This window comes from Pedococcus soli, from assembly GCF_054782575.1.
On the sequence record NZ_BAAGSF010000006.1, the window covers coordinates 37,235 to 58,538 of the forward strand.

The 21,304-nt window shown below is 71.7% G+C and carries 21 protein-coding genes; 19 read left to right on the top strand and 2 right to left on the bottom strand.

Features of this window, described 5'->3' with window-relative positions; translation table 11 throughout:
• Nucleotides 1-18 precede the first annotated feature (18 nt).
• Nucleotides 19-909 (top strand): peptidase associated/transthyretin-like domain-containing protein, encoded by an 891-nt coding sequence (locus ACYVKF_RS15465; RefSeq protein WP_460967587.1) that lies wholly within the window; start codon nucleotides 19-21, stop codon nucleotides 907-909.
• On the opposite strand, the gene ACYVKF_RS15470 is transcribed toward ACYVKF_RS15465, so the two are convergent.
• Both ACYVKF_RS15470 and ACYVKF_RS15475 read right to left on the bottom strand, forming a co-directional pair.
• Complete coding sequence (locus ACYVKF_RS15470; RefSeq protein ID WP_460967589.1) at nucleotides 893-1,471, bottom strand: GNAT family N-acetyltransferase; 579 nt, start codon at nucleotides 1,469-1,471, stop codon at nucleotides 893-895. The two genes, ACYVKF_RS15465 and ACYVKF_RS15470, sit on opposite strands and share 17 nt — an antisense overlap.
• 11 nt (nucleotides 1,472-1,482) lie before the next feature.
• On the bottom strand, nucleotides 1,483-2,424 hold the full coding sequence (locus ACYVKF_RS15475; protein ID WP_460968766.1) for an aldo/keto reductase: 942 nt from the start codon (nucleotides 2,422-2,424) through the stop codon (nucleotides 1,483-1,485).
• Between the two features lie 206 nt (nucleotides 2,425-2,630).
• On the opposite strand from ACYVKF_RS15475, the gene efp reads away from it, so the two are divergent.
• The 18 genes from efp to ACYVKF_RS15565 all read left to right on the top strand — a co-directional run bounded on the left by efp (nucleotide 2,631) and on the right by ACYVKF_RS15565 (nucleotide 21,126).
• Entirely contained in the window at nucleotides 2,631-3,191 is a 561-nt protein-coding gene (efp, locus tag ACYVKF_RS15480) for an elongation factor P (RefSeq protein WP_056914237.1), read from the top strand.
• Nucleotides 3,192-3,605, top strand: coding sequence for a transcription antitermination factor NusB (gene nusB / locus ACYVKF_RS15485; protein ID WP_056914238.1), 414 nt, complete (start codon nucleotides 3,192-3,194; stop codon nucleotides 3,603-3,605).
• A 188-nt stretch (nucleotides 3,606-3,793) separates the two neighbouring features.
• Nucleotides 3,794-4,405 carry a bifunctional pyr operon transcriptional regulator/uracil phosphoribosyltransferase PyrR gene (gene pyrR / locus ACYVKF_RS15490; protein WP_082553074.1) on the top strand — a complete coding sequence of 204 codons (612 nt, stop codon included), beginning with the start codon at nucleotides 3,794-3,796 and terminating at the stop codon, nucleotides 4,403-4,405.
• The gene (locus ACYVKF_RS15495) at nucleotides 4,402-5,388 is read left to right on the top strand and encodes an aspartate carbamoyltransferase catalytic subunit (protein ID WP_056914239.1); all 987 of its coding nucleotides are present in this window, start codon (nucleotides 4,402-4,404) and stop codon (nucleotides 5,386-5,388) included. The genes pyrR and ACYVKF_RS15495 overlap by 4 nt, the downstream gene beginning before the upstream one ends.
• Entirely contained in the window at nucleotides 5,388-6,698 is a 1,311-nt protein-coding gene (locus ACYVKF_RS15500; RefSeq protein WP_460967592.1) for a dihydroorotase, read from the top strand. Before ACYVKF_RS15495 ends, ACYVKF_RS15500 begins: the two co-directional genes overlap by 1 nt.
• Nucleotides 6,695-7,303 (top strand): PH-like domain-containing protein, encoded by a 609-nt coding sequence (locus tag ACYVKF_RS15505; RefSeq protein ID WP_460967594.1) that lies wholly within the window; start codon nucleotides 6,695-6,697, stop codon nucleotides 7,301-7,303. The genes ACYVKF_RS15500 and ACYVKF_RS15505 overlap by 4 nt, the downstream gene beginning before the upstream one ends.
• A complete protein-coding gene (carA, locus tag ACYVKF_RS15510; protein WP_460967596.1) occupies nucleotides 7,300-8,490 on the top strand; it encodes a glutamine-hydrolyzing carbamoyl-phosphate synthase small subunit in 1,191 nt (396 codons plus the stop codon). Before ACYVKF_RS15505 ends, carA begins: the two co-directional genes overlap by 4 nt.
• 2 nt (nucleotides 8,491-8,492) lie before the next feature.
• Nucleotides 8,493-11,816, top strand: a complete 3,324-nt coding sequence (gene carB / locus ACYVKF_RS15515; protein WP_056914243.1) for a carbamoyl-phosphate synthase large subunit — start codon at nucleotides 8,493-8,495, stop codon at nucleotides 11,814-11,816.
• On the top strand, nucleotides 11,813-12,718 hold the full coding sequence (locus tag ACYVKF_RS15520) for a dihydroorotate dehydrogenase electron transfer subunit (RefSeq protein WP_460967599.1): 906 nt from the start codon (nucleotides 11,813-11,815) through the stop codon (nucleotides 12,716-12,718). The genes carB and ACYVKF_RS15520 overlap by 4 nt, the downstream gene beginning before the upstream one ends.
• Complete coding sequence (locus tag ACYVKF_RS15525; protein ID WP_460967601.1) at nucleotides 12,718-13,740, top strand: dihydroorotate dehydrogenase; 1,023 nt, start codon at nucleotides 12,718-12,720, stop codon at nucleotides 13,738-13,740. The genes ACYVKF_RS15520 and ACYVKF_RS15525 overlap by 1 nt, the downstream gene beginning before the upstream one ends.
• Nucleotides 13,740-14,648 (top strand): orotidine-5'-phosphate decarboxylase, encoded by a 909-nt coding sequence (gene pyrF, locus ACYVKF_RS15530; RefSeq protein ID WP_460967602.1) that lies wholly within the window; start codon nucleotides 13,740-13,742, stop codon nucleotides 14,646-14,648. Before ACYVKF_RS15525 ends, pyrF begins: the two co-directional genes overlap by 1 nt.
• 140 nt (nucleotides 14,649-14,788) lie before the next feature.
• A complete protein-coding gene (mihF, locus tag ACYVKF_RS15535; RefSeq protein ID WP_056882257.1) occupies nucleotides 14,789-15,106 on the top strand; it encodes an integration host factor, actinobacterial type in 318 nt (105 codons plus the stop codon).
• Nucleotides 15,103-15,687, top strand: a complete 585-nt coding sequence (gmk, locus tag ACYVKF_RS15540; protein ID WP_460967604.1) for a guanylate kinase — start codon at nucleotides 15,103-15,105, stop codon at nucleotides 15,685-15,687. Before mihF ends, gmk begins: the two co-directional genes overlap by 4 nt.
• 40 nt (nucleotides 15,688-15,727) lie before the next feature.
• Complete coding sequence (gene rpoZ, locus ACYVKF_RS15545) at nucleotides 15,728-15,991, top strand: DNA-directed RNA polymerase subunit omega (protein ID WP_056914246.1); 264 nt, start codon at nucleotides 15,728-15,730, stop codon at nucleotides 15,989-15,991.
• Nucleotides 15,992-16,022: 31 nt separating this feature from the next.
• Nucleotides 16,023-17,309 carry a bifunctional phosphopantothenoylcysteine decarboxylase/phosphopantothenate synthase gene (locus ACYVKF_RS15550; protein ID WP_460967606.1) on the top strand — a complete coding sequence of 429 codons (1,287 nt, stop codon included), beginning with the start codon at nucleotides 16,023-16,025 and terminating at the stop codon, nucleotides 17,307-17,309.
• Nucleotides 17,310-17,388: 79 nt separating this feature from the next.
• Nucleotides 17,389-18,609, top strand: a complete 1,221-nt coding sequence (gene metK / locus ACYVKF_RS15555; protein WP_056914248.1) for a methionine adenosyltransferase — start codon at nucleotides 17,389-17,391, stop codon at nucleotides 18,607-18,609.
• 83 nt (nucleotides 18,610-18,692) lie between these two features.
• A complete protein-coding gene (locus ACYVKF_RS15560) occupies nucleotides 18,693-20,744 on the top strand; it encodes a primosomal protein N' family DNA-binding protein (RefSeq protein WP_460967608.1) in 2,052 nt (683 codons plus the stop codon).
• A gap of 115 nt (nucleotides 20,745-20,859) precedes the next feature.
• A complete protein-coding gene (locus ACYVKF_RS15565) occupies nucleotides 20,860-21,126 on the top strand; it encodes a hypothetical protein (protein ID WP_460967610.1) in 267 nt (88 codons plus the stop codon).
• Nucleotides 21,127-21,304: the final 178 nt, after the last annotated feature.

Sequence of the window (21,304 nt, forward strand, 5' to 3'; positions counted from 1 at the left end):
CGGGGCACCATCGTCGACATGAGCAACCACGAGGACCACGGAACCGACCACTTCGGGAACCCGCACGACGACCGCCACGACCGGGGCCTCGAGTTCGACGTCGCCACCCTCCTCGGGCGGCGCGGCATGCTCGGGATCCTCGGTGCGCTGGGAGCAGGAGCGGCGCTCGCGGCCTGCGGCACCGGGTCGGACACGGCCGCGACGTCGACGACGAGCAGCCCGGCGTCCTCGTCGTCGTCCGCCAGCAGCACGACGTCGACCTCGTCGGGGGCCGGCACGCCCGCGGCCGAGGTGCCGGACGAGACCGGCGGCCCGTACCCGGGGGACGGGTCGAACGGACCCGACGTGCTGGACGACTCCGGCATCGTCCGGTCGGACATCACCACCAGCTACGGCACGTCCACGACGAAGGCCGAGGGCATCCCCCTGACGATCAACCTCACCGTCACCGACGCGGGCAACGGCTACTCCGCCATGGAGGGCGCTGCTGTCTACCTGTGGCACTGCAACCGTGACGGCCAGTACTCGCTCTACTCCCCAGGGGTGGAGGACGAGAACTACCTGCGGGGCGTCCAGGCGACCAGCGCCTCGGGGGCGGCGTCCTGGACGAGCATCTACCCGGCGGCGTACGACGGCCGGTGGCCGCACATCCACTTCGAGGTCTACTCGTCAGTGGCCGATGCCACGAGCAGCGGCCAGATTGTCAAGACGTCGCAGATCGCCCTCCCCGAGGCCGCCTGCAAGGAGGTCTACGCGACCACCGGCTACGAGGCCAGCGTCGCCAACCTCGCCCGGACCTCCCTGACCCAGGACATGGTGTTCGGGAACGACGGCGGGATCCACCAGCTGGCGACGGTGACCGGGAACGTCACCGACGGGTACGTCGCGAACCTCACCATCGGGGTCTGATGAAGCGACGTTCCAGTCGTCCGGACGCCCCGTCGCGGACGACCTCGTCGGTGGGCAGCCACCCCGCGCGCTCGTACACGGCGATCGCCCGGGCGTTGTCGTCGATCACCCACAGCTCCAACGGCCGGTCGTCCTGGCGCGCGAGGTCGTCGACGGCTGCGAGGAGGGCGGTGCCGATCCCGCCGCCCCAGGCCTCGGGGTCGACCGCGAGATAGAACACCTCGGTGGCCCGTGCGTTCGGTGCGAACAGTGCGAAGCCGACCACCGCCTCATCCCGGTGGGCGAGCAGGATCCTCGCCCCCAGCAGGGCCAGGCGCCGCCGCACCCCCGCGCTCGCGCCCTCACAGTCCGCCGCCGACGGGGCTGCTGCACCGTCGCGGTGGTTGCGGGCACGGGCCCAGATCGCGGCCGCCTGCGTCACGACCTCGTCGGAGACGTCGGAGGCATCGGTCACGGCGACGGTCAGCATCGCCTGCACGGCGAGGCCTGGGTATGCAGCGACGTGCAGTGGCGCCCAGTGCCGTGGGCCGTCGTGCGTGGCCGGGGCAACCGGCGCAGCCACTGCACGTCGCCTCAGAGCTCGTCGAGGGCGGCGAGGTCGGCCAGGCTCGGCTGCCAGGCGACGGCACGGGCGTTGCGCTCGACCTGTGCGGCGCTCGTCACCCCGGAGATGACCGAGGCGACCTGCGGCTGGGCGGCCAGCCCGCCGATGGCGACGTCGAGCAGCTCGAGGCCACGGTCGGCGGCGAACGCCTGCAGGGCCTCGACGCGGTCCCAGTCGGCGTCGACGAGCCAGCTCGCACGGTCCGCTTCGAGGGCGGCTCGGGAACCCTCGGGCGCCGCGGCACCGCGCTGGTACTTGCCCGTGAGCAGGCCGCGGGCCAGGGGGAAGAAGGGCAGCAGGCCGAGGTCGAAGCGCTCGCACGCCGGCGTCACCTCGTTCTCGACCGCCCGGTCCAGCAGGGAGTACTCGTTCTGCACGGACACGAACGAGGCCAGCCCGGCCGTCGCCGAGGTCCACGATGCGTCGGCGACCTGCCACCCGTCGAAGTTGGAGCACCCGACATACAGGACCTTGCCCTCCCTCACGAGGTCGGTCAGGACCTCCAGGGTCTCGCCGATCGGGGTGAGCGGGTCCGGGCGGTGCAGCTGGTAGAGGTCGATGTGGTCGGTCTGCAGCCGGCGCAGGCTGGCCTCGACGGCCCGGCGGACGTAGCGCCGCGAGCCGCGGGCACCGAAGTCCTCACCGTTCGCGCCCTGCATGTCCATCCCGAACTTGGTCGCCACCACGAACTCGTCCCGCTGGCCGCGCAGCGCCTCGCCGAGCATCTCCTCGCTCTGCCCGGGGTGGCCGCCGTAGATGTCGGCCGTGTCCAGCAGCGTGACACCGGTGTCCCGTGCCGCCCGGAGGAGGTCGACGAGGCCGTCCTGGTCGACGCGTCGCCCGAACGCGTTGCAGCCGAGTCCGACCGCACTGACCATCAGGCCGCTGCCGCCCAGGGGGCGGTACTCCATGTCGCTCATGCCACCACCCTAGGTCGGCGCCGGGACCCCCACCCGGCAGGGCGGCGACCACGTCGCGACCCAGCCCGGGCCCCGCAGCGATTCGGGGGAGACCCGCCCCGGCGGCTAGACTGAACGGCGATTCCCACCCCGAACCTTCCGGAGCACTCGCGCGCGCCTGCGCCGCTGGGTACCGGCTCATCGAAAGCGATTGACACGTGGCATCGACCAACGAGCTCAAGAACGGCCTGGTCCTGAACCTCGAGGGACAGCTGTGGTCCGTCGTGGAGTTCCAGCACGTCAAGCCCGGCAAGGGCCCGGCGTTCGTGCGCACGAAGCTCAAGCACGTCCTGTCCGGCAAGGTCGTCGACAAGACGTTCAACGCCGGCCTCAAGGTCGAGACCGCCAACGTCGACCGTCGTGACATGCAGTACCTGTACAAGGACGGCACCGACTTCGTCTTCATGGACGGGACGACGTACGACCAGATCCACATCCCGGAGACGATCGTCGGCGACGCCGCCAACTACCTCCTGGAGAACCAGGTCGCGCAGATCGCCACGCACGACGGCAGCGTCCTCTACGTCGAGCTCCCGACCTCGGTCGTCCTGGAGATCACGTACACCGAGCCGGGCCTGCAGGGCGACCGCTCCACCGGTGGCACCAAGCCGGCCACCCTCGAGACCGGTGCGACGATCAACGTCCCGCTGTTCCTCGAGCAGGGCACGAAGGTCAAGGTCGACACCCGCGACGGCTCGTACCTCGGCCGAGTGAACTAAGTGGCTGCTCGTTCCAAGGCGCGCAAGCGCGCGATCGACATCCTCTTCGAGGCCGAGCAGCGCGGGCTCAACGCCCGCGACCTGCTCGCCGACCGGCTCGCGAAGCCGGTCACCGAGGCACCGCTGAACCAGTACACCGCCGACCTCGTCGAGGGCGTCGTGTCGCACTGGACCGACATCAACGAGCTGCTCTCGACCTACTCCCAGGGCTGGACGATCGAGCGCATGCCGAGCGTCGACCGCGCGATCCTGCGCCTGGGTGCCTACGAGATCCTCTACACCGACGACATCCCGGACGGTGTCGCGATCTCCGAGGCCGTCGAGCTGGCCACGTCGCTGTCCACGGACGACTCGCCGAAGTTCGTCAACGGCCTGCTGGGCCGCCTCGCCGAGGTCAAACCGACCCTGGCCTGAGACCCCTGTCGTCCCGCTTTGGGTGCCTGGACGGTCGGAATTCCGACCGTCCAGGCACCCAAAGTCGCAGAGGGGGAGCGTGCGGCGAGCCCGGTGTGCGTCCGCAGGGGATCGGCCGCTACAGTGGCCAGCGATCGACATCCTTTAACGACCTGTCCTGTGAGGCAGGGAAGGAGGTCCTGACGCCCGTGCGTCCTGACTCAGCCGTACCCGTCCCGGTCGACGCCTCCCCGGCTCCCGGTGCCCCGACCCCGTCACCGTCGCGCACGGTGCTCTCGGCCAGCGACATCTCCCGCGCCCTGCGCCGCGTGGCCCACGAGATCCTCGAGCACAACAAGGGTGGGACCGACCTCGTCATCCTCGGCATCCCGAGCCGCGGCGTCGTCCTCGCCCAGCGGCTCGCCGCCGTGATGGAGAGCGTCGAGGGCAAGCCGGTCCCGGTCGGCGCGCTCGACGTGACGATGCACCGCGACGACCTGCGCCGCCAGCCCACCCGCAGCCCCCGGCACACCGACATCCCCGGCGGCGGGATCGACGACAAGGTGGTCGTGCTCGTCGACGACGTCCTGTACTCGGGCCGTACCGTGCGCGCCGCCCTCGACGCCCTGTCGGACCTCGGCCGTCCCCGCGCCGTGCGGTTGGCCGTGCTCGTCGACCGCGGTCACCGCGAGCTGCCGATCCGCGCCGACCACGTGGGCAAGAACCTTCCCACCTCGAGCGCGGAGCGCGTCTCGGTGCGCCTCAGCGAGCACGACGGCGTCGAGGACCAGGTCACCATCGCCGGAGGAGAGTCGAGATGACCATCGCCCTGTCCCGCGAGGCGACCACGCGGCACACCCGTCGTCACCTGCTGTCCTCGGCGGACCTGGACCGCGCGCAGGTCCGCGAGATCCTCGACACCGCCGCCGAGATGCACGGCGTGCAGCAGCGTGAGGTGAAGAAGCTCCCGACCCTGCGGGGGCGCACCGTGGTCAACCTGTTCTTCGAGGACTCGACCCGCACCCGCAGCTCGTTCGAGATCGCCGGGAAGTGGCTCTCGGCCGACGTCATCAACATCAGCGGCAAGGGGTCCTCGACCTCCAAGGGTGAGTCGCTGCGTGACACGGTCCTCACCGTGGCGGCCATGGGCGTCGACGCGCTCGTCATCCGCCACCACGCCAGCGGCGCCGCCCAGCAGGTCAGCCAGTGGGTCGACGCGCACGTGGTCAACGCCGGCGACGGCACCCACGAGCACCCGACGCAGGCCTTGCTCGACGCCTACACGATGGAGCGGCGTCTCGGCGACCTCGAGGGTCGCCACGTCGCGATCGTCGGCGACCTGACCCACTCCCGGGTGGTCCGGTCGAACCTCATCACGCTGCGCACCCTCGGGGCCCGCGTCACCCTGGTCGCGCCGCCGACCCTGATGCCCAGCGGCATCGGTGCGTGGGCAGCGGCGGAGGGGTTCGCGCTGTCGAACGACTTCGACGCGGTGCTGCCGACCGTGGACGCCGTGATGATGCTGCGGGTGCAGCGGGAGCGCATGAGCGGAGGGTTCTTCCCGACGCCGCGCGAGTACACCGTGGGGTACGGCCTGACCCGGCCGCGGCTCGACGTGCTCATGGCCGCCAACCCCGACGCCGTCATCTGCCACCCCGGCCCGATGAACCGTGGCCTCGAGATCTCGCCGGACGCCGCGGACGCCGCCGCGTCGCTGGTGCTCGACCAGGTCAGCGCCGGGGTCGCGGTGCGGATGAGCGTGCTCTACCACCTGCTCGCCGGCGGCGAGGGAGAGGACAGCTGATGGCCAGCCTGCTCATCACCGGAGCCGACCTCGTCGGCCGCGACACCGACGGACGCTCCGACGGACGCGCCGACATCCTCGTCGAGGACGGCGTCATCACCGAGGTCGGCTCGATCCGCTCGGCCAAGGGGGCCGACGTCCTCGACGCCGACGGGCTCGTGGCGCTCCCCGGACTGGTCGACCTGCACACCCACCTGCGCGAGCCCGGCCGCGAGGACGCGGAGACGATCGCCTCCGGTGCCGCGGCCGCCGCGGTGGGTGGGTTCACCGCGGTGCTCGCCATGGCCAACACCAACCCCGTCACCGACACGGCAGAGGCCGCGGAACGCATCCTCGACCTGGGACGGGCCACCGGCCTGGTCGACGTCGTGCCCGTGGGTGCGGTCACCAAGGGCCTGGACGGTGAGGAGCTCGCCGAGCTCGGTCTCATGCACCGCTCCCGTGCACGCACCACCTTCTTCTCCGACGACGGCAGGTGCGTCCACAACGCACGGGTGATGCGCCGCGCGCTGGAGTACGTCCGCGCCTTCGGGGGCGTCGTGTCCCAGCACGCCCAGGACCCGAACCTCGCCGGTCCGCAGGCCTGCGCCCACGAGGGCGAGCTGTCCGGTCGACTCGGGCTGCCCGGCTGGCCGGGCATCGCCGAGGAGTCGATCGTCGCCCGTGACGTCATGCTCGCCCGCCACACCGGCTCGCGCGTCCACGTCGCCCACGTCTCCACCGCGGGCACGGTCGAGGTGATCCGCTGGGCCCGGGCGCAGGGGATCGACGTGACCGCCGAGGTCACGCCCCACCACCTCGTGCTGACGACCGACCTGCTGGCCGGCTACGACCCCACCTTCAAGGTCAACCCGCCGCTGCGGCCCCAGGAGGACGTCGACGCCCTGCGCGCCGCGCTCGCCGACGGCACCATCGACGCGGTCGCCACCGACCACGCCCCGCACGCCCGGCACGACAAGGAGCACGCGTTCGTCGACGCGGCGTTCGGGATGCTCGGCCTCGAGACCGCGTTGTCCGTGGTGAGCGAGGTCATGGTCCACGGCGGGTTCCTCGACTGGGCCGGCGTCGCGCGCGTCATGTCGCAGAACCCGGCCCGCATCGCCGGGCTCGCGGCCCACGGGTCGGCGCTGACGGTCGGCGACGCGGCCCACCTGACGCTGGTCGACCCCTCCGCCGAGGTGACCGTCGACCGCAGCGCGAGCGTGTCCCTGTCCCGCAACAACCCCTGGCACGGCCGGACCCTGCGCGGTGCGGTCCACGCCACCGTCTTCGGTGGCCGGGTCACCGCCCAGAAGGGAGCCCTCGCGTGACGCGACTCCAGGCCGTCGGGGTGCTCCTCGTGGCGCTCGGCCTCATCTACGCGCTCCTGTATGCCGCGTGGCTGCGCAAGCGCCGCCGTCACGCCTCGGCGGCCATCGTCGCCGAGCGCGAGCGCACCCGGAGCGGTGAGGTCACCGACGACGGCAAGGAGCCGAAGGCTGCGGCAGCCCGGCTGTCGGTCGAGGGCACGTACGTCAGCACCACCACGGCCGTCAGCCGGCTCGAGCGGGTCACCGTCGAGGGACTCGGCAACCGCGCCAGGGCGACCCTGGTCATCAACCGTGGGACCCCCGAGGACCTGGTTCGCATCGAGCGCCAGGGCGAGTCGACCGTGGTCATCACCGGACCTCGCCTGGTGGCGGTGCGCCGTGACCGCGGCATGGTCGGCAAGTTCGTCGGTAGCAACAAGATGCTCGTCCTGCAGTGGCGGGCCGATGACGACGCGCTCTACGAGACCGGGTTCCTGCCGCGCTACAAGGCCGACCTCGACCGGGTCGAGTCCGCCCTGTGGTGGCACACCGGCGAGTCCCGCGAGTCGGAGAACCCGGCTCACGACCCCGATTCCCCTGCGACAGAAGGACGATCCACATCATGACCAGTCCCGCCCACCTCGCGCCGCGCGGTGCCGCCGTCCTCGTCCTCGAGGACGGGCGGGCCTTCCACGGTGAGGCCTACGGCGCCACCGGCCAGACCGTCGGCGAGGCGGTGTTCTCCACCGGCATGACCGGGTACCAGGAGACGCTCACCGACCCGAGCTACCACCGGCAGGTCGTCGTCATGACGGCCCCCCACGTCGGGAACACCGGCGTCAACGACGAGGACGGCGAGTCCCGCAGGATCTGGGTCGCCGGCTACGTCGTGCGCGACCCCGCGCTGCGGCCGTCCAGCTGGCGCTCGCAGAAGTCGCTCGAGGACGACCTGCGCGAGCAGGGGGTCGTGGGGATCAGCGGCATCGACACCCGGGCCCTGACCCGCCACCTGCGTGAGCGCGGCGCCATGCGCGTCGGGATCTTCTCCGGCGACCGGGCCGACCAGTCCGTCGCGCAGCTCACCTCGACCGTGCAGGAGGCGCCGCTCATGGCCGGTGCCGCCCTGGCCGCCGAGGTCACCACCGAGGCGGCGTACGTCGTGCCGGCGGTGGGGGAGAAGCGCTACACGGTCGCGGCCCTCGACCTCGGCATCAAGGCGATGACGCCGACCCTGCTCGCGCAGCAGGGCATCGAGGTGCACGTGCTCCCGGCCACCTCGACCTTCGAGGAGATCCGCGCGATCGGCGAGGACGGGCCGGACGGGGTGTTCTTCTCCAACGGTCCCGGTGACCCGTCCACCGCGGACGCCGAGGTCGCCGTGCTGCGCCAGGTGCTCGACGCGCGCATCCCGTTCTTCGGGATCTGCTTCGGCAACCAGCTGCTCGGGCGCGCGTTGGGCTTCGGCACCTACAAGCTCAAGTACGGCCACCGCGGCATCAACCAGCCGGTGATGGACCGCACCACCGGCAAGGTCGAGGTCACCGCGCACAACCACGGCTTCGCGGTCGACGCGCCCCTGGACGGGGAGGTGACCGCCCCCGCGGACGCCGACGGCACGGCATACGGGCGGGTGCGGGTCTCGCACGTCTGCCTCAACGACGACGTGGTCGAGGGCCTCGAGTGCCTCGACCTGCCGGCCTACTCCGTGCAGTACCACCCGGAGGCAGCAGCCGGTCCCCACGACGCGGGCTACCTGTTCGACCGGTTCGTCGAGCTCATGAAGGCCAACCAGCAGAAGGGACACGGTCTCTAGACATGCCGAAGCAGGAAGACATCAAGAGCGTCCTCGTGATCGGCTCCGGGCCGATCGTCATCGGCCAGGCGTGCGAGTTCGACTACTCGGGCACCCAGGCGTGCCGCGTCCTGCGCGAGGAGGGCATCCGCGTCATCCTCGTCAACTCCAACCCGGCGACGATCATGACCGACCCGGAGTTCGCCGACGCGACGTACGTCGAGCCGATCACCCCTGAGGTCGTCGAGTCGATCATCGCCCGCGAGCGTCCCGACGCCGTGCTGGCGACCCTGGGCGGCCAGACGGCGCTCAACTGCGCGATCTCGCTGCACGAGGCCGGCGTCCTGGAGAAGTACGGCTGCCCGCTCATCGGCGCCAACGTCGAGGCCATCCAGCTCGGTGAGGACCGCGAGAAGTTCAAGGGCGTCGTCGAGCGCTGCGGCGGTGAGTCGGCCCGCTCGCTCATCTGCCACACCATGGACGAACTGCTGGCAGCCGCCGACGACCTGGGCTACCCGGTCGTGGTGCGCCCCTCGTTCACCATGGGCGGCCTGGGCTCCGGCTTCGCCTACGACGAGACCGACCTGCGCCGCATCGGCGGGGCCGGCCTGCAGTACAGCCCCACGACCGAGGTGCTCCTGGAGGAGTCGATCCTCGGCTGGAAGGAGTACGAGCTCGAGGTCATGCGCGACCACGCGGACAACGTCGTGGTGGTCTGCTCGATCGAGAACCTCGACCCCATGGGCGTCCACACCGGTGACTCGATCACGGTCGCGCCCGCCCTGACCCTCACCGACCGCGAGTACCAGCGACTGCGCGACCTCGGGATCGCGATCATCCGCGAGGTCGGCGTCGACACCGGTGGCTGCAACATCCAGTTCGCGGTGAACCCCGCCGACGGCCGGATCATCGTCATCGAGATGAACCCGCGCGTCTCGCGGTCGAGCGCCCTGGCGTCCAAGGCGACCGGCTTCCCGATCGCCAAGATCGCCGCGAAGATGGCCATCGGCTACACGCTGGACGAGGTCCCCAACGACATCACCCGCGAGACGCCGGCGTCGTTCGAGCCGTCCCTCGACTACGTCGTGGTCAAGGTGCCGCGCTTCGCGTTCGAGAAGTTCCCTGCTGCCGACCCGACCCTCACGACGACGATGAAGTCCGTCGGCGAGGCCATGTCCATCGGCCGCAACTTCACCGAAGCCCTCCAGAAGGCGTTGCGCTCCATGGAACGCAAGGGCAGCAGCTTCCACTGGGACGGCCCGAAGCCCAGCGTCGAGCAGGCCCGGACCTACCTGCACACCGCGAAGACGCCGACCGACGGCCGCATCGTCACGGTCCAGCAGGCGATGCGCGGGGGGCTGTCCGTCGAGGAGGTCCACGAGGCGACGGGCATCGACCCATGGTTCCTCGACCAGATGGAGCTCATCAACGCCATCGCCGAGCAGGTCGCCGCGGCGCCCGAGCTGACCCCGGCGCTGCTGCGCCTGGCCAAGCGGCACGGGTTCTCCGACACCCAGATCGCGTCGTTGCGAGCCATGCCCGAGGCGGTCGTGCGCGGGGTGCGCCACGCGCTGGGCGTGCGTCCCGTCTACAAGACGGTGGACACCTGTGCCGCGGAGTTCGCGGCCCTGACGCCGTACCACTACAGCACCTACGACGAGGAGACCGAGGTCCAGCCCCGCGAGAAGCCGGCCGTCCTCATCCTCGGCAGCGGCCCCAACCGCATCGGCCAGGGTGTCGAGTTCGACTACTCCTGCGTGCACGCCAGCTTCGCCCTGCGGGACGCCGGCTACGACACGGTGATGGTCAACTGCAACCCCGAGACGGTCTCCACCGACTACGACACCAGCTCGCGCCTCTACTTCGAGCCGCTGACCCTCGAGGACGTCCTCGAGGTGGTGCACGCCGAGCAGCAGGCCGGTCCGGTCGCCGGCGTCATCGTCCAGCTGGGCGGCCAGACGCCGCTCGGGCTCGCGAAGGCGCTCAAGGAGGCCGGTGTGCCGATCGTCGGCACCAGCCCCGAGGCCATCGACCTCGCGGAGGACCGCGGTGCCTTCGGCCGCGTCCTCGCGGAGGCGAACCTTCCGGCCCCTCGTCACGGAACCGCATACAGCGCAACCGAAGCCGTCGCCGTCGCCCAGGAGATCGGCTACCCGGTCCTCGTGCGCCCCTCCTACGTCCTCGGTGGGCGCGGCATGGAGATCGTGTATGACGACGAGACCCTCTCGGGGTACGTCACCCGCGCGACCATCGCCAGCCCCGAGCACCCGGTGCTCGTGGACCGGTTCCTCGACGACGCGATCGAGATCGACGTCGACGCCCTCTACGACGGCACCGACATGTACCTCGGCGGGATCATGGAGCACATCGAGGAGGCCGGCATCCACTCCGGCGACTCGGCCTGCACCCTGCCGCCGGTGACGCTCGGTGTCGCCGAGCTGCAGCGGGTCCGCGAGGCGACGCTCAAGCTCGCCGAGGGCATCGGCGTGCGTGGACTCATGAACGTGCAGTTCGCCCTCGCCCAGGACGTCCTCTACGTCCTCGAGGCCAACCCCCGTGCGTCGCGCACGGTGCCGTTCGTCGCCAAGGCGACCGGTGTGCCCGTCGCCAAGGCGGCTGCCAGGGTCATGCTCGGCGCGAGCATCAAGGAGCTGCGCGCGGAGGGCATGCTGCCGCCGTTCGGCGACGGCGGCACCATGCCGAGCCACGCGCCGGTCGCCGTCAAGGAGGCGGTGCTGCCGTTCAAGCGGTTCCGCACCAAGGACGGCCAGGTCGTCGACAGCCTGCTCGGCCCGGAGATGCGCTCCACCGGTGAGGTCATGGGCATCGACCAGGACTTCGGGACGGCGTTCGCGAAGGGGATGCTCGCGGCCGGGTCGGGGCTGCCGCGCGAGGGCAAGATCTTCGTGTCGGTCGCCAACCGCGACAAGCGCGCCATGATCTTCCCGGTCAAGCGCCTCGCCGACCTCGGTTTCACGATCGTGGCGACCACCGGCACCGCGGACGTGTTGCGCCGCAACGGGATCGCCTCGCAGGTCGTGCACAAGCACAGTGAGCGGGCCACGGCGGAGGGCAGCATCGTCGACCTCATCCTCGACGGTGAGATCGCCATGGTCGTCAACACGCCGAGCGGCCCGAACGCCCGTGCCGACGGCTACGCGATCCGGGCGGCGACCACCTCGATGGACCGCCCGATCGTCACCACGGTGCAGGAGCTCGCCGCAGCCGTGCAGGGCATCGAGGCCCAGATGAAGGGGGAGTTCACCGTGAAGCCGTTGCAGGAGCACGCCCGCGACCTCGACCTCTACGGCCGGACCCAGGCCGACCTGGACGGTGGTGTGGCGTGAGCGAGGCCACCACGCGCCATACCCGTCCCGGTGGGGGAGTCGTGCAGGTGACCGGTGAGCTCATCGCGACCCGGCGCGCCGGCGCCTACCACCACCTCACCTTCGTGGCGCCGGGCATCGCCGAGCTCGCCCGGCCCGGCCAGTTCGTCGCCCTCGCCGTGGGCGGGCCGACGAGCGCGAACCTGCTGCGCCGCTGCTTCTCGATCCACAAGGTCAGCCCCTCCGGGACCTACGGCGGGACGGTGGACGTCGTCGTCGCGGCGCACGGCCCGGGCACCCAGTGGATCTCCGAGCTGCGCGCCCATGACGAGGTCGACATCGTCGGACCGCTCGGCCGCGCCTTCCCGCTGCCCAAGGAGCCGGTGCCCTGCGTCCTCGTCGGCGGCGGGTACGGCAGCGCCCCGCTGTTCTGGCTGGCCGAGGCGCTGCGGGCCCGCGGCTGCCACGTCGAGGTCGTCCTCGGCGCGGCGACCGAGTCCAGGCTCTTCGGCGTCGTCGAGGCGCGCCGCTACGCGGACGGGGTCACAGTGACCACGGACGACGGGTCCATGGGCACCAAGGGTTGGGTCTCCGACGTGCTGCCCGACGTGATCCGCCGCACGGGCGCCGCCGTCGTGTACGGCTGCGGACCGATGGCCATGCTCAAGTCGATCACCGACGTGGCCACGGCCGAGGGTGCGGTGGCCCAGGTCGCGGTCGAGGAGTCGATGGCCTGCGGTGTCGGCGTCTGCATGACCTGCGTCATGCCGGTCGTCGACGCGTCGGGCGTCACCAAGATGGTGCGGTCCTGCGTCGAGGGACCGGTGTTCCGCGGAGACCGGGTGCGCTGGGACGCGTTCTCCGACGGACTGTGCCGGGTGCCCGACGACGCCGTCGGTGCGCCGAGGGCAGGAGGCCACTGATGACCACCACCACCACCACCACCGTGCCGGCCACGCCCGCGATGTCCGCAGCGTCCGGCGTGTCCGCCGTGAACATGTCGGTCGACCTCGCCGGTCGGCACCTGCCGAGCCCGATGATGACCGCCTCCGGCTGCGCCGCCAACGGCCGCGAGCTCGGCCGGTTCTTCGACGTCGCCGAGCTCGGGGCGTTCGTCACCAAGTCCGTCATGGCCGACCCGCGGTCCGGCCGCGGCACGCCCCGCATGGCCGAGACGCCGTCCGGGATGCTCAACTCGATCGGCCTGCAGGGCCCGGGCATCACCTCGTTCGTCGAGAACGACCTCGCCTGGCTCAAGCAGGCCGGGGCCAGGACGCTGGTCTCCATCGCCGGCAACACCAGCGGCGAGTTCGCCGACGTCGCTGCCACGCTGCGGGCCAGCGACGCGTTCGACGCGGTGGTCGGTGTCGAAGTCAACATCTCCTGCCCGAACGTCGCGAACCGCGGGCTCGTCTTCGCCTGCGACCCGTTGGCCTCGGCCAAGGTGATCGCCCTGGTGCGGGAGCAGCTGCCGCGGGACGTGCCGATCTTCGCCAAGCTGACGCCCGACGTCACCGACATCGTCAGCGTCGCGCAGTCCTGCGTGAAGGCGGGTGCCGACGGCCTCACGATGATCAACACCCTGCTCGGCATGGTCATCGACACCGACCTGCTCCGACCGCAGGTCGCGGGGGTGACCGGTGGGCTGTCCGGCCCGGCCGTCCGGCCCGTCGCCGTCCGCGCGGTCTGGCAGACCCGCGCCGCGATGCTCGAGGGGCGGCTGCCGTTCGTCCCGATCATCGGCGTCGGGGGAGTGCGCACCGGGCGCGACGCGCTCGAGCTCGTCGCTGCCGGCGCGAGTGCCGTGCAGGTCGGCACCGCGACGTTCAACGACCCGTCGGCGCCGGTGCGGGTCGGTCGAGAGCTCGCGGGACTGTTGCACGACAAGGGATTCGAGCGACTTGCCGACGTGGTCGGCATCGCCCACGAGAGGGTGGCACGCTGATGGCGGACCAGGCGCGGCAGGACCAGACACAGGACCAGGCGCACGACCAGGCGCACGAGCGGGTGACGTTCGGCCAGCGGCTGCGGGCCACCACCGACCGGTTCGGACCGCTGTGTGCCGGGATCGACCCGCACCGCGCCCTGGTGGAGTCGTGGGGCCTGACGTACGACGTCGAGGGGCTGACCCGGTTCACCGAGACGTGCGTCGAGGCCTTCGCCGGGCACGTCGGCGTGGTCAAGCCGCAGTCCGCCTTCTTCGAGGTCTTCGGGTCCCGAGGCGTCGCCGTCCTCGAGCGCGCCATCCTCGCCCTGCGCGAGTCCGGCACCCTGGTCATCCTCGACGCCAAGCGCGGCGACATCGGCTCGACGATGTCGGCCTACGCCGAGGCCTACCTGGGCGACGAGGCCGTGGCGCCCGCCGACGCCCTCACCGCGAGCCCCTACCTCGGGTTCGAGTCCCTGCGCCCCGCACTCGACCTCGCGGCGCAGACCGGTCGTGGTGTCTTCGTCCTCGGCCTCACCTCGAACCCCGAGGGACGCACCGTGCAGCACGCCACCCTGCGCGACGTGAGCGTCGCGGAGAGCATCGTGGACGGCGCCGCCACGGAGAACGCAGCGGCCCGGTCGCACGGCGACCTCGGCTCGGTGGGGCTCGTGGTCGGGGCGACCGTCGGGTCCGCCGTCCAGGAGCTCGGCCTGGACCTTGCCGGCTGCAACGGCCCGCTGCTCGCCCCGGGCGTCGGGGCGCAGGGTGGGACGAGCGAGGACCTGCGGCGCGTCTTCGGTGACGCCCTACCGAACGTCCTGCCGTCCTCCAGCCGTGAGGTCCTCTCGGCCGGACCGGACGTCGTCCGGCTCCGGGAGCAGGCCGTCCGCACCAGCGAGCACCTCGCCGACCTGCTCCGCTGACGCGGTCCACCCTCGCCGCTGCGGCTTGCCGCGGCCTGCCCACCTCGACGAGAAACGAGCTCGTTCGGTTGCTAGAGTCGAGTGAAACAGTGAACGACGTTCGCACGACCCCTCCCGCACGCCTCACAAGGAGTACAGCTGTGGCACTTCCCCCGTTGACGCCCGAGCAGCGAGCAGCGGCCCTGGAGAAGGCCGCCGTGGCCCGCCGCGAGCGCGCCGCCGTCAAGAACCGCCTGAAGTACGCGCAGGGCTCCCTCAAGGAGGTCATCGCGGACGGCAAGGGCAACGACGTCGTCGGCAAGATGAAGGTCTCCGCGCTGCTCGAGTCCATGCCCGGCGTCGGCCGGGTGCGTGCTCGCCAGATCATGGAGGAGGTCGGCATCTCCGAGAGCCGCCGCGTCCGTGGCCTGGGCGCCAACCAGATCTCCGCGCTGCTCACCCGCTTCGACGAGGCGTGAGCCGCCCCGTACCTGCCGGCGAGGAACGCCCCCGGCGCCTCGTCGTCCTGGCCGGACCCACCGCGGTCGGCAAGGGCACCCTCTCCGCCTACGTCCGCGAGCACTTCCCCGAGGTGTGGCTGTCGGTGAGCGCCACCACCCGGGCTCCCCGACCTGGTGAGGTCGAGGGAACGCACTACCACTTCGTCGACCAGGCCGAGTTCGCCCGCATGGAGCAGGACGGCGAGCTCATCGAGTCAGCCGTGGTGCACGGCCGCAACCACTACGGCACGCCGCGCGGGCCGGTGGAGCAGGCCCTGGCCGAGCACCGGATGGCCCTGCTGGAGATCGACCTCCAGGGGGCGCGCCAGGTCAGGGCCACGATGCCCGAGGCGCTGTTCGTGTTCCTCGCCCCGCCGAGCTGGGACGAGCTGGTCCGCCGGCTGGTCGGCCGGGGCACCGAGGACGAGGAGGAACGCACCCGCCGCCTGGAGACCGCGAAGGTCGAGCTGGCCGCCGAGGACGAGTTCGACGTGACCATCGTCAACGACGATGTTCGTCGGGCTGCCGAAGAACTCGTATCATTGATGCGAACCCACTGACTTCTTGCGCCCCGAAACAACAACAGGAGTGATTTCCCCCGTGTCCGGAACTGTCGCGAACCCGATCGGCATCACCAACCCCCCGATCGACGACCTCCTCACCAAGGCCGACTCCAAGTACGCCCTGGTCATCTACTCCGCCAAGCGCGCCCGCCAGATCAACGCGTACTACAGCCAGCTCCAGGAGGGCCTGCTCGAGTACGTCGGACCGCTCGTCGACAGCCAGGTCCACGAGAAGTCGATGTCCATCGCCCTGCGCGAGATCAACGAGGGCCTGGTCACCTCCGAGCCGATCGAGAGCTGAGCCCGGCGGGGGAGCAGGGAGCGACAGCGCGATGGCGCGCATCGTCCTCGGTGTCAGTGGTGGCATCGCGGCGTACAAGGCCTGCTCCCTGCTGCGCCTGTTCACCGAGGCCGGCCACGACGTGACCGTGGTGCCGACCGAGTCGGCCCTGCACTTCGTGGGTGCCCCCACGTGGGAGGCGCTCTCCGGCAAGCCGGTCGCGACCGGGGTCTGGGAGTCCGTGCACGAGGTGCCGCACGTGCGCCTCGGCCAGTCGGCCGACCTCGTCGTCGTGGCCCCGGCCACCGCCGACCTGGTCGCCAAGGCCGCGCACGGCCTGGCCGGTGACCTGCTCACCAACGTCCTGCTCACCGCACGCTGCCCGGTCGTGGTGGCGCCCGCGATGCACACCGAGATGTGGGAGCACGCAGCGACGCAGGCCAACATCTCGACGCTCATGGAGCGCGGGGTGCACGTCATCCCGCCGGCGTCCGGTCGCCTCACCGGCGCGGACACCGGTCCCGGCCGGCTCCCCGAGCCCGCCGACCTGTATGCCGTGTGCGAGCGGATCCTCGCCCACGGCACCGCCGCGGTGGTACCGCCCAAGTACGCGACCGAGCTCCGCGCCATACCGGAGGACGAGGGGCTCGCCGAGGGTGGCCTCGAGGGGCGCAGGGTCGTCATCACCGCCGGAGGGACCCGGGAGCCGATCGACCCGGTGAGGTTCCTCGGGAACCGCAGCTCGGGCAAGCAGGGGTTCGCGCTGGCCACGGTGGCCGCCCGGCGGGGTGCCGAGGTGGTGCTCATCGCCGCGAACACGACCCTGGCGGCTCCCGCGGGGGTCCTCGTCGTCCCGGTGCAGACCGCCCTCGAGCTCGAGACCGCCGTCGCCGCGGCTGCGCCCGGGGCCGATGTCGTCGTGATGGCCGCTGCCGTCGCCGACTTCCGCCCGGCGCACTACACCGACGCCAAGATCAAGAAGACCCACGACGCCGACGACCCGGACGCCGCGCCGACGATCGAGCTGGTGCGCAACCCCGACGTCCTGGCCGGGCTGGTCGCCCGCCGCGGTGACGACGCGAGCCCCGTCATCGTCGGGTTCGCCGCGGAGACCGGCGACGAGGACGGCAGCGTCCTCGACCACGCGCGCGCCAAGCTGGCCCGGAAGGGCTGCGACCTGCTCGTGGTCAACGAGGTCGGCACCGACAAGACGTTCGGGCTCGACGACAACACCGTCCACATCCTGCGGCTGGGTTCGAGCCACGTGATCGATGCGGGGCCCGCCCCCAAGGAGCAGATCTCCGCCGCAGTGTGGGATGCCGTCCAGCAGATCTTGTGACGTAGGTACACTCGCGAGGTCCGTGCGGCTCCGGCTCGCGGCCCCCAGTCAGCAGCCGCTGCCCCCGAAGGAGTTTTGAGTGTCCGCACGCCTGTTCACGTCCGAGTCCGTCACCGAGGGTCACCCGGACAAGATCTGTGACCAGATCTCCGACTCGATCCTCGACGCCATGCTGGCGGAGGACAAGGACAGCCGGGTCGCCGTCGAGACGATGGTGACCACCGGGCTGGTCCACGTCGCCGGCGAGGTCGACACCCGCAGCTACGTCCCGATCGCCCAGATCGTGCGCGACACCATCAAGGGCATCGGCTACGACTCGTCCGAGAAGGGCTTCGACGGCGCCTCCTGCGGCGTCTCGATCTCCATCGGCGAGCAGTCGCCGGACATCGCGCAGGGGGTCGACACGGCCCACGAGAACCGCACCGGTGGAGTCGACCCGCTCGACAAGCAGGGTGCCGGCGACCAGGGCCTGATGTTCGGCTACGCGTGCGAGGACACCGCCGAGCTCATGCCCCTGCCGATCTACCTCGCGCACCGGCTGGCCGAGCGCCTCACCGCGGTCCGCAAGTCCGGTCAGGTCGCCTACCTGCGCCCCGACGGCAAGACCCAGGTCACCATCGGCTACGAGGGTGACAAGGCCGTCCGCCTCGACACCGTCGTGCTGTCGACGCAGCACGCCTCCGACATCTCGCTCGACGACCTGCTCGCGCCCGACATCGAGCAGCACGTCATCGCCCCGGTCCTGGCCGAGCTCGCCGAGACCGGCACCGACCTCGACATCTCGGGGTACCGCAGCCTGATCAACCCGACCGGCCGCTTCGAGATCGGTGGCCCGATGGGCGACGCCGGCCTCACCGGCCGCAAGATCATCGTCGACACGTACGGCGGCATGGCCCGCCACGGTGGTGGCGCGTTCTCCGGCAAGGACCCGTCGAAGGTCGACCGCTCGGCCGCCTACGCCATGCGCTGGGTCGCCAAGAACATCGTCGCGGCCGGCCTCGCCCGCCGCTGCGAGGTCCAGGTCGCCTACGCCATCGGCAAGGCCCAGCCGGTCGGTCTCTACGTCGAGACGTTCGGCACCGAGACCGAGCCGATCGACAAGATCCAGGCCGCGATCACCTCGGTGTTCGACCTGCGCCCGGGAGCGATCGTCGACCAGCTCGACCTGCTGCGCCCGATCTACAAGGCGACGGCTGCTTACGGCCACTTCGGCCGCACCTCGGTCGAGGGCGTCGACAACGCCTTCACCTGGGAGCGCACCGATCGCGTCGAGGCGCTGCAGCGCGCGGTCAAGGGCTGACCGGCTCCTCGCACCCAGCGTCCGGTCGACCCGGCCGACCCCTGCCCCGCAGGAGTGTCGGCCGGGTCGACTAGTTTTCACACGTGTCCGAACCGGGAGCCGTCGAGCAGCTGTCGCTGATCCGCGCCGCGCTGCCCAAGGCCCCGCGCCCGCCGAAGGCGACCGACACGGCCGAGGTCGACCCCGTCGCGGCGGTGGTCGTCGACACCGGGCTGGCCCACCTGGACCGCCCGTTCGAGTACCTCGTGCCGACCGCGCTCGGCGAGACCGCCGTGCCCGGCGCACGGGTCAAGGTGCGGTTCGCCGGCCAGGACCTCGACGGGTTCGTCGTCGAGCGCAAGGCGGCGGCCGAGCACGACGGCCGGCTGGCGCCGATTCGTCGGGTCGTGTCGCCCGAGCCTGTCCTGACCGCCCGCCAGCTGTCGGTGGCCCGGGCGGTCGCCGCCCGCTACGCCGGCACCCTCGGTGACGTCCTGCGCCTGTCCGTCCCGCCGCGCCACGCCGCTGCGGAGAAGGCCCTGGCCCTCGAGCCGCCGGTGCCCGACCTCCTGCCGGCCCTTTCCGGTCCCGGCCCCGCCTGGACCCGGTATGCCGCCGGGCCGGCCTACCTCACCCGGCTCACCTCGGGGGAGACCCCGGCCGCGTCGTGGCTGGCCCTGCCCTCGACCGACCCGGCAGAGGACTGGCCGGCGGCCCTCGCGACGGCTGCTGCGGCAACCGTCGCCGGTGGCCGCGGCGCGGTCCTCGTCGTCCCCGACCACCGGGACGTCACCCGGGTGGATGCCGCCCTGACCGCCGCCCTCGGACCGGGAAGGCACGTGCGGCTGACCGCGGACCAGGGCCCGCAGGCGCGCTACACCGCGTGGCTCAAGGTGCTGCGCGGGCACGTGTCCGTCGTCGTCGGCACCCGGGCCGCAGCCTTCGCCCCCGTGAAGGACCTGGGCCTCGTCGCCTGGTGGGACGACGGCGACGACAACCACGAGGAGCCTCGCGCGCCATACCCGCACGTCCGGGAGGTGCTGCTGACCCGGGCCGCCGTCGAGGGGGCGGCGGTGCTGTCCGGGGGGTTCACGCGGACGGTGGCCGTGCAGCAGCTGGTGGAGACCGGCGCGCTGCGCCCCATCGCCGCGGCCGGCGCGGTGCGCGCCGCGGTGCCGCGGGTGGTCGTCGCGGGAGAGGGCTTGGAGCTCGAGCGAGACCCGGCTGCGGCCAGCGCGCACCTGCCGTCCATCGCGTGGCGGACCGCCAAGACCGCCTTGGAGTCCGGGCCCGTGCTCGTGCAGGTGCCGCGGCGGGGGTACGTGCCGTCGCTCGCCTGCCAGACCTGTCGCGCCCCCGCTCGTTGCGCCCACTGCTCCGGCCCGATCGCCGTGACCGGGCGCGGTGCCGAGCCGGGGTGCCGTTGGTGCGGGCGGGGGGTCGGTCGGTTCGAGTGCCGCCAGTGCGGGGGACGTGAGCTGCGGTCGTCCGTCGTCGGCGCCCGGCGCACGGCAGAGGAGCTGGGACGGGCGTTCCCCGGCGTGCCGGTGCACACCTCGGGTGCGGGAGCGGTGCTCGAGCGGGTCGCGGCCGCGCCGTCGCTGGTCATCGCGACCCCGGGGGCAGAGCCCGTGGCCGAGGGTGGGTACGCCGCCACGCTGCTGCTCGACGCCTGGGCCTCGCTCGACCGCCCGACGCTCGACGCGGGGGAGGAAGCGCTGCGTCGGTGGCTGGCAGCTGCTGCGTTGACCCGGGGTTCGGCATCACGTGGGCAGGTCGTCCTGTGCGGGGCGCCCGGCCACACCACCCTGCCGGTCGTCGAGGCTCTGGTTCGCTGGGACCCGGCGTGGTTCGCCGCCCGCGAGCTCGCCGACCGCGCCGCCCTGTCGCTGCCACCCACCGTGGTGATGGCCGCCGTCAGCGGCGAACGCCGTGCGGTCGACGTCGCGGTGCAGCAGGCCGACCTCGCCGACGGCACCGAACGGCTCGGGCCGCTGCCGCTGCCGGACGACGCGGTGCGCATGCTGCTCCGGGTGCCCCTCGCCGACCGGGACGCACTGGCGACGTCCTTGACCGCGATGCGGGCCAAGCGCAGTGCGCGCAAGGAACCTGTCAGCGTGCAGGTCCGGGTCGACCCGCCCGACCCGGCGACGTAGGCCCAGCGAGGGGTCACCGGGTGCTCCGGGACCTCGGGTCGGGTGTGCCATCGCGGGGGCCGCAGGATCGCAGGATGGCCTGACGACATCCGTGTTCCTGACCTAGATTTGCGGCATGAGCTCTCGTCGGCAGGTCGCCGGTCTGGTCGCCCTGGTTCTCGTTCTGCTCGTCACCGGGGCCGTCCTGTGGATCGGTGGCGCGGAGACGGAGTTCGGCTGGTTCGCCTACTCACCGTTGGACCAGCAGCCCTCGCCGGGAGTCTTCCTCATCTCGGAACGGCGACAGGCAGCGCTGGTGGTGTCGTTGGTCGGCGTGGTGCTGCTGAGCGGCGTGCTGGGCTTCGTGGTCGGCCGTCGGGCCACCCACGGCTCTGAGGCGTAGGCATGCACGGTTCCTCGTGACCGATTGGAGAGGAGAACCGGTCAACGCAGCGCTGGAAGAGCATGACGATCTTGCCTGGTTCCGACCCGAGGATCTCGCGGAGCTGGAGATGGGCCACCCGGAGACTCTGCCCAGCGTCCTGGGCGCCATCAAGGACGCCACCAGTCAGCCGCGGCCA

Coding starts and splice junctions, on each gene's coding strand:
- ACYVKF_RS15465 (WP_460967587.1), top strand. CDS start 19: ATGAGCAACCACGAGGACCACGGAACCGACCACTTCGGGAACCCGCAC.
- ACYVKF_RS15475 (WP_460968766.1), bottom strand. CDS start 2,424: ATGGAGTACCGCCCCCTGGGCGGCAGCGGCCTGATGGTCAGTGCGGTC.
- ACYVKF_RS15495 (WP_056914239.1), top strand. CDS start 4,402: ATGACCATCGCCCTGTCCCGCGAGGCGACCACGCGGCACACCCGTCGT.
- ACYVKF_RS15500 (WP_460967592.1), top strand. CDS start 5,388: ATGGCCAGCCTGCTCATCACCGGAGCCGACCTCGTCGGCCGCGACACC.
- carA (WP_460967596.1), top strand. CDS start 7,300: ATGACCAGTCCCGCCCACCTCGCGCCGCGCGGTGCCGCCGTCCTCGTC.
- carB (WP_056914243.1), top strand. CDS start 8,493: ATGCCGAAGCAGGAAGACATCAAGAGCGTCCTCGTGATCGGCTCCGGG.
- ACYVKF_RS15525 (WP_460967601.1), top strand. CDS start 12,718: ATGACCACCACCACCACCACCACCGTGCCGGCCACGCCCGCGATGTCC.
- pyrF (WP_460967602.1), top strand. CDS start 13,740: ATGGCGGACCAGGCGCGGCAGGACCAGACACAGGACCAGGCGCACGAC.
- ACYVKF_RS15550 (WP_460967606.1), top strand. CDS start 16,023: ATGGCGCGCATCGTCCTCGGTGTCAGTGGTGGCATCGCGGCGTACAAG.
- ACYVKF_RS15565 (WP_460967610.1), top strand. CDS start 20,860: ATGAGCTCTCGTCGGCAGGTCGCCGGTCTGGTCGCCCTGGTTCTCGTT.